The sequence below is a fragment of the Flavobacterium succinicans LMG 10402 genome (assembly GCF_000611675.1).
Classification (GTDB): Bacteria; Bacteroidota; Bacteroidia; order Flavobacteriales; family Flavobacteriaceae; genus Flavobacterium; species Flavobacterium succinicans.
The window spans coordinates 115306-128466 of record NZ_JATV01000006.1; the positions used below are offsets into that span (position 1 = coordinate 115306).

Annotated in this window: 15 protein-coding genes; 10 read left to right on the forward strand and 5 right to left on the reverse strand. The window is 32.0% G+C overall.

Annotation, left to right across the window (positions count from 1 at the left end):
* The first annotated feature begins 340 nt into the window (after positions 1-340).
* From AO58_RS0107005 to arsB, 5 genes are all read left to right on the forward strand, one after another.
* The gene (locus tag AO58_RS0107005; protein ID WP_024981027.1) at positions 341-1060 is read left to right on the forward strand and encodes a DUF547 domain-containing protein; all 720 of its coding nucleotides are present in this window, start codon (positions 341-343) and stop codon (positions 1058-1060) included.
* Between the two features lie 109 nt (positions 1061-1169).
* The gene (locus tag AO58_RS0107010; RefSeq protein ID WP_024981028.1) at positions 1170-1514 is read left to right on the forward strand and encodes an ArsR/SmtB family transcription factor; all 345 of its coding nucleotides are present in this window, start codon (positions 1170-1172) and stop codon (positions 1512-1514) included.
* A gap of 19 nt (positions 1515-1533) precedes the next feature.
* A complete protein-coding gene (locus AO58_RS0107015) occupies positions 1534-2004 on the forward strand; it encodes a DUF6428 family protein (RefSeq protein ID WP_024981029.1) in 471 nt (156 codons plus the stop codon).
* Between the two features lie 34 nt (positions 2005-2038).
* Positions 2039-2650 carry an arsenate-mycothiol transferase ArsC gene (locus tag AO58_RS0107020; protein WP_170852020.1) on the forward strand — a complete coding sequence of 204 codons (612 nt, stop codon included), beginning with the start codon at positions 2039-2041 and terminating at the stop codon, positions 2648-2650.
* A gap of 6 nt (positions 2651-2656) precedes the next feature.
* Positions 2657-3721, forward strand: a complete 1065-nt coding sequence (gene arsB / locus AO58_RS0107025) for an ACR3 family arsenite efflux transporter (RefSeq protein ID WP_024981031.1) — start codon at positions 2657-2659, stop codon at positions 3719-3721.
* A gap of 124 nt (positions 3722-3845) precedes the next feature.
* On the opposite strand, the gene AO58_RS0107030 is transcribed toward arsB, so the two are convergent.
* Positions 3846-4910 (reverse strand): outer membrane beta-barrel protein, encoded by a 1065-nt coding sequence (locus AO58_RS0107030; RefSeq protein WP_024981032.1) that lies wholly within the window; start codon positions 4908-4910, stop codon positions 3846-3848.
* A gap of 806 nt (positions 4911-5716) precedes the next feature.
* On the opposite strand from AO58_RS0107030, the gene AO58_RS17010 reads away from it, so the two are divergent.
* The 3 genes from AO58_RS17010 (at position 5717) to AO58_RS0107045 (ending at position 8467) form a co-directional block, all read left to right on the forward strand.
* The gene (locus tag AO58_RS17010; protein ID WP_035717471.1) at positions 5717-7222 is read left to right on the forward strand and encodes a SulP family inorganic anion transporter; all 1506 of its coding nucleotides are present in this window, start codon (positions 5717-5719) and stop codon (positions 7220-7222) included.
* 47 nt (positions 7223-7269) lie between these two features.
* Entirely contained in the window at positions 7270-7905 is a 636-nt protein-coding gene (can, locus tag AO58_RS0107040) for a carbonate dehydratase (protein ID WP_024981033.1), read from the forward strand.
* Positions 7906-8020: 115 nt separating this feature from the next.
* The gene (locus tag AO58_RS0107045) at positions 8021-8467 is read left to right on the forward strand and encodes a GNAT family N-acetyltransferase (protein WP_024981034.1); all 447 of its coding nucleotides are present in this window, start codon (positions 8021-8023) and stop codon (positions 8465-8467) included.
* A 92-nt stretch (positions 8468-8559) separates the two neighbouring features.
* Here the strand turns inward: AO58_RS0107045 and AO58_RS0107050 are convergent, their stop codons facing one another.
* The 3 genes from AO58_RS0107050 to AO58_RS0107060 all read right to left on the reverse strand — a co-directional run bounded on the left by AO58_RS0107050 (position 8560) and on the right by AO58_RS0107060 (position 10432).
* Positions 8560-9039, reverse strand: coding sequence for a copper resistance protein NlpE (locus AO58_RS0107050; protein ID WP_024981035.1), 480 nt, complete (start codon positions 9037-9039; stop codon positions 8560-8562).
* Between the two features lie 208 nt (positions 9040-9247).
* Positions 9248-9760, reverse strand: coding sequence for a DUF4251 domain-containing protein (locus AO58_RS0107055; protein ID WP_024981036.1), 513 nt, complete (start codon positions 9758-9760; stop codon positions 9248-9250).
* Between the two features lie 240 nt (positions 9761-10000).
* A complete protein-coding gene (locus AO58_RS0107060; RefSeq protein WP_024981037.1) occupies positions 10001-10432 on the reverse strand; it encodes an META domain-containing protein in 432 nt (143 codons plus the stop codon).
* Between the two features lie 117 nt (positions 10433-10549).
* On the opposite strand from AO58_RS0107060, the gene AO58_RS0107065 reads away from it, so the two are divergent.
* Positions 10550-11074, forward strand: a complete 525-nt coding sequence (locus tag AO58_RS0107065; RefSeq protein ID WP_024981038.1) for a DUF8685 domain-containing protein — start codon at positions 10550-10552, stop codon at positions 11072-11074.
* Between the two features lie 35 nt (positions 11075-11109).
* A complete protein-coding gene (locus tag AO58_RS17015; protein WP_024981039.1) occupies positions 11110-11877 on the forward strand; it encodes a superoxide dismutase in 768 nt (255 codons plus the stop codon).
* Positions 11878-12034: 157 nt separating this feature from the next.
* Here AO58_RS17015 and AO58_RS0107075 read toward each other — a convergent pair whose 3' ends face one another.
* Positions 12035-12928 (reverse strand): IS1595-like element ISFsu1 family transposase, encoded by an 894-nt coding sequence (locus tag AO58_RS0107075; protein ID WP_024981040.1) that lies wholly within the window; start codon positions 12926-12928, stop codon positions 12035-12037.
* Positions 12929-13161 lie beyond the last annotated feature (233 nt).

Genomic DNA, 13161 nt, shown 5'->3' on the forward strand with positions numbered 1-13161 from the left:
TAATCCCCAAAAGTAAAGTAATTTCTCTGCTCTAGACTAACTTTCGTCTAAAAAATACCTATAACATCAATTTAAAAAGCCTCAAAATACGTTTCAGGTTACTAGCCAAACCATTTGTTTAATTGCACTCTAAAAACAAACTAAATAGCTAATCAAAAAATCCAGAATTTAGATCACAAAACATCTAAAAATATAATTCATAATTTGTCCTTTATTAATAAACATAAATCTTAAAATTTAATTAAAATTTTGACATAAAAAACTACATAGATAGAAAAAAAAACAGTTTATTTGCCGATTATTTAATATGAATATATGTAAGATAAGTAAATACCCTTTTATGAAAAAAAAATTACTTCTCATTTTGTTTTGTGTCGCTAGTTCATTCACTCAGGCACAAACTTTAAATGATTTCTTTGAACAAACCAACGAATTTTTAAAGAAAAATGTCTCCGAAACTGGAAAAATAGGCTACGCACAATTGAAAAAAAGCCCCGGTGAATTGATTTATATTTTAGACAATATTTCAAAACTCAAAACAGACTTCAAAACCAAAGAAGAAGCCAAAGCATTTTGGATTAACACCTACAATTTATTAGTGATAAAATCGGTGGTTGAAAAATTCCCTATAGTAGCAGTAAATGCAGTACCTGGTTTTTTTGATGAAAGAACTTTTATTGTTGCTAAGCAAGAATTAACACTCAATGACATTGAAAACACCATACTAAGAGAAGTTATTGCTGATGCTGGTGTACATTTCGTTTTATGCAAAGGGACTAATGGAGATGCTCCACTTTTGAATGAAGCCTACACTCCAGAAAAAGTAAACGATCAAATCAAACAACGAGCTAGGTTGTATATTAACGACAAAGACTTCTATAGAATTTTTAAAAACACCAACTCAATCGAATTGCCTAAAATGTTTGAAACATATAAAGGCGATTTTGTTACAGGATATTTTAATGAAATAGACTTTATCAATATCTTTTTAGAGAAAAAAATTGAGACTACCTATAAAGTAATGACTCGCGCTTACAACTGGTCGCTCAATAGTAAATAAAAATTTCCTTCACATTCAAAATGCCATCATTATCAGATGGCATTTTTTTTATAAAAAATCAAAATAATAAATATATTATCGTAATATTGCAATATACAAAAACAAAAATATGGGAATCTCCAAGTCAGACCAATTTTCAGCAACTCAAAACGAACTAGCTATGGTAGCTAAAGCCATTGGCCACCCTGCAAGAATTGCTATTTTAGAATTCATTTTACAATCAAAATCTTGTATCTGTGGCGATCTCGTCCTTGAATTACCTCTTGCACAACCCACCATTTCACAACATTTAAAAGAATTAAAAAACGCTGGACTCATCAAAGGGACCATTGAAGGAAACTCAATATGCTACTGTATTAATGAGAATGGCTTTGAAAAAATAAAAGCGTTTTGTAATCTGATATCAACCAAAACAGAAGATGTCGACTGTACAACCGTATCAACTTGTTGCTAAACTTTAAAAATTAATCATTATGAAAGTATCCGAAGTAAAAGAAAATCTACAAAAACTAGAAGATGTCAATTTTAGCTTACCCAACGGCCAAATGATTCCTATTCATTTTCACGTAACAGAAGTCGGTATTGTTACCAAAAAATTTATCGATTGTGGTGGTACGATAAGAGTTGAGCAAGTAGTAAATTTCCAATTATGGAACGCGAATGATACCGACCACCGATTAAAACCAACGAAATTATTAGCGATCATTGAACTAGCAGAAAAGGCATTAGCCATAGAAGATTACGAAATTGAGGTAGAATATCAAAACGAGACGATTGGCAAATACAATCTCGATTTCAATGGAAGTCACTTTTTACTAGTCAACAAACAAACAGATTGCTTAGCAAAAGACAATTGCGGTATACCTGAAACAAAACAAAAGAAAGCTTTAATCAATCTTGGAAACACCAACAACACTTGTATTCCTGGAGGAGGTTGTTGCTAAAACTAAAAAAATCATAAACCACACATTAGATATTATGTTTACAAAAATCACCAGTACCATCAATGATTTAAATTTTAATTCCATAACTGAAGAAAGAAAAGCAACATTACAACCACTTATTGACTACATTCAAGAAAAAGTTAATACTACATCTGCGGTTCGTATCAATTTCATTTGTACGCACAATTCCAGAAGAAGTCATCTTTCTCAAATTTGGGCACAAACCGCTGCATCATTTTACAACATCCCTAATGTTGCATGCTATTCTGGCGGTACCGAAGCAACCGCTTTATTCCCAAAGATAGCTGAAACATTGGAAAACACTGGTTTTCAAATCAAAACCATTGCAGAAGGAAAGAATCCAATTTATACTATAAAATACAACACACAAGACCATCCAATCATCGGGTTTTCCAAAACGTATGATGACGCTTTTAATCCTAATAAAGATTTTGCCGCGGTACTTACTTGTTCAAGCGCAGACGAAGGTTGCCCTTTTATTGCAGGAGCAGAAAAACGTATCCCAATCATGTTTGAAGACCCAAAAGCTTTTGACAATACCCCGTTACAAACTCAAAAATACGAGGAGCGAAGCCTACAAATCGCAACCGACTTCATGTATGTATTCAGTAAAATTAAAAAATAACACATAATGTCAGCAACAAATTGCAGCCCAGCAGCAGAACGAAAAAAATTAAGTTTTCTAGATAAAAATTTAACGCTTTGGATTTTCCTCGCCATGGCAATTGGAGTCAGCATTGGTTATTTCTTACCCAATAGTGCCGATTTCATCAACTCTTTTTCCAAGGGAACCACTAACGTTCCCTTAGCCATCGGGTTAATCGTAATGATGTACCCGCCATTGGCAAAAGTAGATTATGGTAAAATAGGACAAGTGTTTCAAAACACTAAAGTACTCGGCACTTCCTTGTTTTTAAACTGGATCATTGGACCTATTTTAATGTTTTTCTTAGCACTTTTTTTTCTAAATGGTTATCCTGAATACATGATTGGTGTAATCTTGATTGGATTAGCCAGATGTATCGCCATGGTTGTTGTATGGAATGACTTAGCTGATGGAAACCGAGAATACGCCGCAGGCTTGATTGCCCTAAACAGTATCTTCCAAGTACTTCTGTATAGTGTCTATGCTTATATATTCATTACCATTCTACCTCCCTATTTTGGATATACTGGTTTTGAAGTAGACATTAGTATAAAGGCAATCGCAGAAAGTGTGGGTATCTATTTGGGAATCCCTTTTGCATTAGGCGTTATAAGCCGATATGGCTTGATTGCGTGTAAAGGAAAAGAATGGTTTAACAACAAATACATCCCACTAATATCGCCAATGACATTGATCGCATTACTTTTTACCATCGTAATCATGTTTAGTCTAAAAGGCGAATTAATCATTCAAATCCCAATGGATGTAGTACGAATAGCTATTCCGTTAATTATTTACTTTAGCATCATGTTCATCATTAGTTTTTTTCTAGGAAAATATTTTGGCGCAGATTATTCAAAAGCAACTGCTATTGCGTTTACGGCCACGGGAAACAATTTTGAGCTAGCCATTGCAGTAAGTATCGGTGTTTTTGGCATCAATAGCGGACAAGCATTTGCAGGTGTAATTGGACCATTGGTAGAAGTACCAGCTTTGATAGCACTGGTTAATCTTGCTTTTTGGTTTAGAAAAAAACATTTCACTACCTAAAACAATTCTTAAAAGCACTACTTGATTTTGAATTTTATCAAAACAAGTAGTGCGATTAATAAAAAAAACTGCCACAACACTTTTAGATAAAGTGCCATGGCAGAAAAAAAAATAGTTTGTGTTATTAAAAAGAATACGTGGTACCGAACAGAATATTCCCTGCTGAACTTGTAGCATTACCATTACTTTTGAAAAACATATCTTTTGAAGCAGAATCAAATCGAATTTCTGGTATGAAAGTAAAATTACCTTCTTTGAAGTTCAACGATAAGGTATTTGAAAAAACATTGTTATCAACAAGCAAATATTTAGCAGCATCTTTATCATCAAAATACTCTACTCTGTAAGCCAAGCTCACTTTATCTGTAAAGAAATAATTAGCATATCCTATTAATGCAAACCAATTAGCATCCAACGCACTATCTGAATCGTCTTTCAATGAAGCATAAGTACCATTAAATCCTAAGGAAAATTTATCATTCAATTTTTTGGTAGCTACAATATCAAATTGAGTGGCATTAGTTTCTGAAGAGGGGTTATTACTACCTGAAGTGAAATTTAAATAAACTGCACCAGTATCTCCTGTATAAGAAATTTGACCAATATAAGTTTTTTGATCTGTTCCGCTATCCAAAGCCGTTTTAAAATCGGTAGGATTAGTCACACCAGCCATAATTCCGAATTTACCCGCAGTATATTGTGCTTTTACCCCAGTATTAAAGAAAGGGCCATTGGTAAAAGCGTATGACATGCTGTAATTCTTATTATCTACAGCATCAACTAATTCATACCCTATATGAGTTGCAAAACTACCCGCAATTATTTTAAACTTATCTGAGAATTCATAGGTAAAATTCAATTGTTTTATCAAAAATGTAGCATTATCATTTGGAGATGTGTCATTATAAGAAAAATCTGCTGCTCTTTTTCCGAAACCTAAGTCCACAAAAACAGATGCTTTACCAAATTTATGAGACGCCTCAATAGAAGCCATTCCTAACTCAAAAGAATTACTTGAATTTGTAAAACTGGTTTTATTATTGGCTGGATCATTAGCAAAATCATATTTATAATAAGCATCTGCTGAACCTGCAAAAATAGTGGTTGGAGTGGTTTTAGTTTCTCCCTCTTGTGCTATAATAAAATTAGAAGAGAGCAATAAAGCAAAAATAAAGGTGGCTTTTTTCATGTGCATTTAATTTTGGTTAAAATTTCAATTATTTGGTTATTGTTTTTTGGTATGCGATATGACTTTAGCTAAAAATCGAACTTAAAAAAAGAACTTTGTAAGCTTTTTTCCTTTTTTTATTGGACGAATTTATTACCTTTTTTTCTAAGAACTTACATCTAAAAAAGAGTATTTTACTTTTTCATTGAAGAATTACGAAATCTAAAATATTAGATTAAAATAATATTAATTCAATATTTTAATAGCCTTATAACAAAAATAACATAAAGGGTGTTTCAACAAAAAAAACACAAAAATACACATACACCCCTATCAAAAAACGTCATTATCGTTCAAAATATTAAAATTTAAAAAACAACCCACATTAAAAATCACACAATAGCTACTAAAAAATAAAAATACCCAACACAACATTTAGCACTGTTTTTAATAATTAAAGAACCTATTCTCAACAATACACAAAAAATTCAAACAATGTGATTGTGTAAAAAAATAAAGAATTCTCAAAAGCCAAAACCGACTTCTATTTTCTTATTTATTTGTTTAATTTTACTTTCCAAGTAATCAAAACAAAAAGTAAGCTTCCTTAATTTTTATTTTTTATTTTATTACATTAAAAAAAATATCAACATGTCACCTTTTCAAAAAAACCTATGTAGTAATGAATTGCTTAATAGAAAATAAAATTCACAAAAACCATTCATTCCTAAGAAATCAAATTCTCTTTTTTCTTTTTTGAAACACATTTAAACCATCCTTAATCTACTTTTAAAAACTACACTAATACCAATTTATAATTTTACAAAATGCTTAAAAAAACAAATTTATTTTCCAACATAACTGCAGACTTGTCCTCAGGACTAGTTGTCTTTTTAGTCGCCTTACCTTTATGTTTAGGTATCGCTCTTGCCTCTGGGGCACCATTATTTTCAGGAATTATATCAGGAATTGTAGGAGGAATCATTGTAGGAATGATCAGCCAATCACATATTAGTGTATCAGGTCCCGCTGCTGGTCTTACCGCTATAGTCTTAACTGCTATTACAGACTTAGGGGCATTCAACATATTTTTACTAGCTGTTTTTTTGGCTGGAATTTTTCAACTTATCTTAGGTTTTATAAAAGCTGGAAGTCTTTCAAATTACATCCCTAGTAACGTAATCGAAGGAATGCTTGCTGGTATAGGAGTGATTATTTTCTTTAAACAATTACCCTACGCATTGGGCATCAACTCCGGTTTAAATAACACCTCCTCTCCGTCTGAACTGCTAAGCTCAATTCATTATGGATCCTTACTTATTACAATTATATCCGTTGCCCTACTATTATCATGGGATAAAATACCTTTCTTAAAAAAAATAAAACTTATACCAAGCGCTCTAGTAGTTGTCATTATTGGTATTTTAATAAATTACTTTTTTGTTTACACTAAAAGTTCTTTAGCCATTTCAAAAGATCAATTAGTTACACTTCCAATTCCTGAATCTATAGATGAACTAAAATCTATTTTTACCTCTCCAAATTTTTCAAGCATTACCAATCCAAAAGTTTGGAGTGTTGCCATTACCATTGCAATAGTGGCTTCTATAGAAACCTTATTATGTATTGAAGCTGCTGATAGAATTGATTTTCAAAAAAGAAACACTAATACAAATATCGAATTAATAGCACAAGGTACAGGTAATATAGTTTCATCCCTTTTAGGAGGACTACCCATGACTTCGGTAATTGTTAGAACCTCTGCCAATAATAACGCTGGTGCTCAAACTAAACTATCTACCATATTTCATGGCCTCCTTTTATTGGTTTGCGCAATTACCATTCCTTGGTTGTTAAATAAAATCCCACTAGCCACCCTAGCTTCAATTTTATTACTTATCGGTTACAAATTAGCTAATCCATCGGTCATAAAGCATTTTTGGCTGAAAGGCAAATATCAATTCATTCCGTTTATAGCCACCTTACTGGCTGTAGTGTTTATGGATTTATTAAAAGGAGTAGCGCTAGGAATCGTGATCAGTATCTTTTTTATCTTAAAAGGAAATCTCAAAAAAGCTTTTACATTAAGAAAAGACAATAACGAAGTCACCCATATTGATTTGGCCGAAGAAGTTTCTTTTTTAAACAAAGCTGAAATCAAGTCAACTTTAAACGAGATTCCAGAAAATACCAAAGTAATTATTAATGCCGTTGATACTGTTTACATTACGCATGATGTATTAGACATTCTTAAAGAGTTCCAAAACATACAATCTAAAAATCGTAATATTACAGTTGAATTAATTAATTTTAGAAAAGAATATCAACTTTAAAGCTTTACTCCTTTTTGAACAAAAACATATATTAATTTTTAAAGAATATGAGCGAATTTTATAAAAACATAATAGAAAAAAACAAAAAATGGGTAGAAGATTCTTTGGCTTTAGACCCTAATTGCTTTAAAGATTTAGCACAAGGCCAAAACCCTCCTTTGTTATGGATTGGTTGCTCTGACAGTCGAGTACCCGCAAATGAAATTATTGGCGCAAAACCAGGAGAAGTTTTTGTACACAGAAACATTGCCAATATGGTCATTCATACCGACATGAATATGCTAAGTGTATTGGATTATGCAGTTAATGTTTTAAAAGTAAAACATATAATTGTATGTGGTCATTATGGTTGTGGAGGTATTAAAGCCGCTATGGAAAACAATTCAATTGGATTAATCGACAATTGGATTCGTCATATTAAAGATGTTTACAGACATCATAAAGATGAATTAGACGACATTCAAAACACTGACGATCGATTTAATAAATTTGTGGAGTTGAACATCAAAGAACAAGTGTTTGACTTGGCCAAAACCTCAATAGTGCAATCTGCATGGAAAAGCAATCAAGCGCTCTCTTTACATGGTTGGGTATACGGATTAAACTCTGGCTATATAACCGATTTAAAGGTGAATATTAATTGTAATAAAGATTTGGATGAAGTATATCAATTGAATTTTTAAGACGCTCACAAAGTGGTCTTTGTAAGTTGTTGTTTTTTGGATATAACAAGCTATATTTTGAAAGTTTTAAAAAAAAATGTAACTTTAGTCTCAACCAACTTTAAAACAAATAGTTATGATCCGAAAAGCTACCCTCAATGATCTTGATTCCTTAGCCCTGATGTTTGATCAATATTTGGTTTTTTACAAAAAAAAATCTGATATAGAACGCCATAAGAACTATTTGAAAGAACGATTAGAAAATAACGAAGCTATAGTATACATGGCTTTCGACGAACAAAACAATCCTATTGGATTTGTATTGAATTACATCACATTTTCATCTTTGTTGCTCAACAAAATCGTGATTCTTAATGATTTATTTGTGGATACCTCTTTAAGAAAAAACGGCACCGCTAAAAAACTTATTGAAGAGACCAAAGATTTAGCAAAAAAAATAGGCGCTCCTGTCATAAGATTAAGAACCGCAAAAAATAATTTTGCCGCTCAAAATCTATATCACAAAATGGGATTTGTTAGAGACGAACATCTATATGGCTATGATTTAGCAATCACTTTATAGATCTCCGATTTTTCGATATTAAATCGTAAAGCATAAAAAAACTCAGAATCAATACTTGATTTTGAGTTTTTTTTGAACAAAATAAAACATTATCACTCTACTTTCTTAAGAATATACAAGGAAGCTAAATCACCTTTAACTACCTCACCTTGTCTATCCAACTGAAACAATTGATTTTCTCCAACCTTATATTGATTAGGACTATAATCCAAACCTGATAGAACCACTATAGAACCCGATTCATCCCAAGAAAATGCTCCTTTAATTTCATTTATTTCCCCAGAACCCTTACCTAAATACTTCGTTTTTAAAACAAAAGTACCATTAAGCAACAACGATAACTCTGTTTCAATACCTTCACAATTGGCACATGGAAGTACACCTTTATAAACGCCATTCCAATCCAAAGCGTTTTGCGAAGTATCTCCTTTGGGTATTATTTTTGAGGAAGAAACTCCATCAATAGCATTCAATTCGGTTACTGAATCATTTTGGGACACTTGTTGCTCTTGTTGTTTACATGAGAACAACAAGAATCCAGTTGCGAAAAAAAACAACACACTATATTTCATGGGATTTGAATTTTACGTTTAAACACCACTACTAAGATCCGTCTTGAATCCATAGTATCTACTTTATAAATTTAAGAAAAAAAAACAGACTTTCATTAGTAATACCTAATATATAAATCAAGCAGGATCTTAATATGATACTTTTTATCACAAATCCACTCCATAAAAACACGAAAAGAAATGCTTTCCTTTTAGCTAGTCGTTTTAATTATTTTTTCTCACTCACTAAGCCGGTGTAGCTTATACTTGCCCTATTGTTACTAGTAATCACTAAAGAACCTCCTCCGTCATTAAAAATGGTCAATAGGATTTTATAACTATCATTTTTCCCCTTTACGTTCGCCTTCAATTCATGTCCTTTTTTAGTTTTTTCAATGGTGTAAATATCCGGAACACCCTCAAATTTCAAACCACCCTCTCCGCCTCCATAAGGAAGACTACCTGTGGCTCGTCCAAAAAAAGGCATTTCACTTACAATCATTTCTGGAGAAAAAGAAATAAAATTAGGATTAGTGGTCAAATCAATACTTCTATATCCCATGGGAAAAGCCCTATTAGCCACAAATTGAAATTTTTGAGTAGCTAATAAACTTTCAATCTTTTTTTGCTGTGCTATCTTTTGATCATTTTTCAGTTCTTTTTTTGTTTTTTCTTGAGCATAAGAAAATCCTGTAACCAATAACAACAATAAGACAACGTGTTTTTTCAATAATGTATTCATAAATTGTAAATTATAGAGTTAGTAAAATTATAAGAATCCACAGCAGCATTATCACCATTTCAAAAGTGAATAACCCTGAAAAAAGAGGAATTTGGCGTAACAAAAAACAACATAGAATTATAAAAAACTAATACAGAAAATGGATTTACTTTTATCCAAAACCTATAAAAAATTACAATTCTATGTTGCTATAGGATCAAATATCAATACTGAAATATGTATTTTTAAATGATAACAAAATTATTTTTTCTCAAAACGCATCAAAGCCACGCCTTCACCTTCAAAAGTAAGTACCTTACCGTCTTCTGATAAGGTATAAGTCGCTATTTTCTCAAGCATATTCATGTAAACCGAATCCCCATTTCCTTGACAAGCCATCATAGTCACGGCCATTTTACTGTCTTTAAACGAAATTTTATTACCTTCAGCTTGTAGCGCACCAGTGTAATTATTACAACTATTATTTCCGAAAACTTTTTTACCCGCTAGGTCAAAGTTGATCGTAGGTTTGGCATCAGGATACAAGCCCTGAAATGCAATTCTTGGTCCGCTTATAAATGTCAATACCCATTCGCCTTGCAATGAATTAGCAGAATTTGTTGTATTTTTGGTGGTAGTACAAGAAGTGAATGTCATAAAAATTAATGCTGTTACTAGAGAAAAATTTTTCATTATGTATTTATTTATTGTTGAAATGTAAATTTACTAAAACCATACCAAAATCGTTTCGAAAGAATGCTATTTTAAAAAGTTTAATATTTAATTAAGAAAAAAAACAACCTCGAAAAAATGAAAATATTAGGAATTGGATCACGAATAGAACATGAAAAACACGGTAAAGGCGTAGTAACCAATGTTACCTCAACGCAATATTGGGTTACTTTCATAGATTCTGGATTAGAAACTATTGCATTGGACGAAACGTTCCATGTTATAGAAGCCGCGGAAAATGAAGTGGACACTATTAGTTTATACGAAATTGAAAATACGTTAAAAACAATTTTGAAAAAATGGTCCGATGTCTCAGAAATTGTTCCTTTGGCCGATAAATGGAAAGGCGGTAAAATTATTTTAGAACCTGGCCAACCTAGTTTAGCCTCAAAAGAAATTCCAATAGATACTTTTTTCCATAAAATAATAATGGTTAGAGATCGACTTAGAGTCATGGAACAAAAGATCAACTCAAGCAAAATAGAAGAATTAGAAAAAATTGAGTTGCAACAATATTTAACCCGTATCTATGGCACTTTAACTACTTTTAACGTGCTGTTCAAGTCACCATCGCATAACTTTGTCGGTGAAAAAACCAAATAATTTTTTTCTATAATTCATCAAAAAAACATTGAGCTATGAAAAACAATAATAACCGCAGAGAATTTCTAAAAAAGACAGGTTTACTATCTACCGGAATTTTTATGGGAAGTTCTGTCCTACATTCCCTATTGGCTTCTAATTCGGTTTCCCAGGTACAAAACGAAGATGATTTTTTGCAAGCAGAAGACATTTTTACACTTCCAAAACTTCCTTATTCCTATGATGCTTTAGAACCGCATATTGATAAATTGACGATGGAAATTCATCATTCCAAACACCATCAAGCGTATATTACCAATCTGAACAAAGGAGTACAAAGTCTAGACAAAAATCTACAGGACAAAGCCCAGAATTTGAATTCGATTTTTGAAAACATGAAACTTTTCCCAGAAGTTATTCGTAATAATGCCGGTGGACATTATAATCATAGCTTGTTTTGGAATTTAATGAAACCTAATGGTGGCGGCAGTCCAAAAGGCAAATTAGCCGAAAGCATCAACCAAACTTTTGGTTCGTTTGACAACTTCAAAAAACAATTTTCTGAGGCGGCGGCAAAACGATTCGGTTCCGGATGGGCGTGGCTGGTGATTTCAGATGGAAAATTAGTAATCACTTCGACCCCAAATCAAGACAATCCGTTGATGAATTTACCAACTATTATTTCAAAAGGAAAACCAGTTTTGGCTTTAGATGTTTGGGAACACGCCTATTATCTTAAAAATCAAAACCGAAGAGCCGATTACATTGCTTCGTTTTGGAATGTAGTCAATTGGGAAGCTGCCGAAATAGCATTTAATTCTTAACTCAAAACATATGAATTCTAGTTAGAGCAACTAACCTATTAAAAGTGGTTGCTCTTTACTCAATCTTTTATCTTTTAAGATTATAATGAGATAAAAATAACCTACAAATTATAAATTATTAACTTTAGCTTTCTTTTAAATTTATAGAGGTCAATATTTAATTACATATAATTTGCTTATGTGTAATATTGTCAGATTTGACCATTCTTTTGATTAGATTATTGAATATTGTGTCTTTGTTTTGTGAACGATTTATTCTATAACAGAACTCATTAAAATAGCGCTCAATGTTTCCTTCACTAACCCATGAATATGTTGTCCTTATCCAAGTTTTAATTTGATGTATCATCGTGTGTAAAGCTTTGAAGTTTTTGCCTGATTCACTCGGGATTTGTGTGATATTATAATCCTTTGCAATCGGTCTATACCCTTTCCAATTGTCAGTGGTTATTTTTGCTTCTTTACCGATGTGATTCTCGAATATCTTTCTGAGTGATTTTGCCGAAAAATCGTTTATTTTTAAAGCATAAAATCGTTTCACTTTCCCCTCAGGGGTTAATTCTACTGCACAAACGGACTTTTTCTTTTTACTATCGTAACTTCTTCCTTGTTTAGATTCTTCATATCCTCCAACCACAAATTCATCTACATGAACAATCCCATCAATGGGATTATTACCACTGGATTTCATAGCTTCTCTTACTTTATGCATAAATAATCGGGCCGTACTTTCCTGAACACTATAGCGCACACTTATCTGCATTGCCGAAAGACTTTTTGTGGTGGTTACCATTTCAAAACAAATGAAAAATGCTTTTCGTAAACCAAATTTTACTTTGTGAAATAAGGTATTTGCAGTACTGGATTCTGTATCACTACATATGTTACATGTTCTTGAAAAATCCTTACGGATTTGACTTTTTTTATGACCGCATTTTCGACAAGTATACCCATTTTCCCATTTCAAAACAGACAAATATTCTTTGCAATTCTCATCTGTTTTGAAGCGTTCAGCAAACTCTATGAGGTTTTGTCCTTTAAAAATATCCATAAAAAAGCTTTTTTGTTGACTTCAAAGATATGAAACTAAATATTGACCTCTATAAATTTAAATACATTCAACACATAACATGCTTATTTTTAATATTTTACTTAGTCCAGAAAATAAAAATCACTGTTTCTTGCAGCATTCTGTCAAAAACAAAAAACAAGCTTCAGCTAGCGATGACAAAAGTTTAACTTAGACTTATCTTTGGTAATTATTAAATACCCTAGTTTTGCATT

Coding starts and splice junctions, on each gene's coding strand:
- AO58_RS0107030 (WP_024981032.1), bottom strand. CDS start 4,910: ATGAAAAAAGCCACCTTTATTTTTGCTTTATTGCTCTCTTCTAATTTT.
- AO58_RS0107020 (WP_170852020.1), top strand. CDS start 2,039: ATGTTTACAAAAATCACCAGTACCATCAATGATTTAAATTTTAATTCC.
- AO58_RS0107045 (WP_024981034.1), top strand. CDS start 8,021: ATGATCCGAAAAGCTACCCTCAATGATCTTGATTCCTTAGCCCTGATG.
- AO58_RS0107050 (WP_024981035.1), bottom strand. CDS start 9,039: ATGAAATATAGTGTGTTGTTTTTTTTCGCAACTGGATTCTTGTTGTTC.
- AO58_RS0107055 (WP_024981036.1), bottom strand. CDS start 9,760: ATGAATACATTATTGAAAAAACACGTTGTCTTATTGTTGTTATTGGTT.
- can (WP_024981033.1), top strand. CDS start 7,270: ATGAGCGAATTTTATAAAAACATAATAGAAAAAAACAAAAAATGGGTA.
- AO58_RS0107010 (WP_024981028.1), top strand. CDS start 1,170: ATGGGAATCTCCAAGTCAGACCAATTTTCAGCAACTCAAAACGAACTA.
- AO58_RS0107060 (WP_024981037.1), bottom strand. CDS start 10,432: ATGAAAAATTTTTCTCTAGTAACAGCATTAATTTTTATGACATTCACT.
- AO58_RS0107075 (WP_024981040.1), bottom strand. CDS start 12,928: ATGGATATTTTTAAAGGACAAAACCTCATAGAGTTTGCTGAACGCTTC.
- arsB (WP_024981031.1), top strand. CDS start 2,657: ATGTCAGCAACAAATTGCAGCCCAGCAGCAGAACGAAAAAAATTAAGT.
- AO58_RS17010 (WP_035717471.1), top strand. CDS start 5,717: ATGCTTAAAAAAACAAATTTATTTTCCAACATAACTGCAGACTTGTCC.
- AO58_RS17015 (WP_024981039.1), top strand. CDS start 11,110: ATGAAAAACAATAATAACCGCAGAGAATTTCTAAAAAAGACAGGTTTA.
- AO58_RS0107015 (WP_024981029.1), top strand. CDS start 1,534: ATGAAAGTATCCGAAGTAAAAGAAAATCTACAAAAACTAGAAGATGTC.
- AO58_RS0107065 (WP_024981038.1), top strand. CDS start 10,550: ATGAAAATATTAGGAATTGGATCACGAATAGAACATGAAAAACACGGT.
- AO58_RS0107005 (WP_024981027.1), top strand. CDS start 341: ATGAAAAAAAAATTACTTCTCATTTTGTTTTGTGTCGCTAGTTCATTC.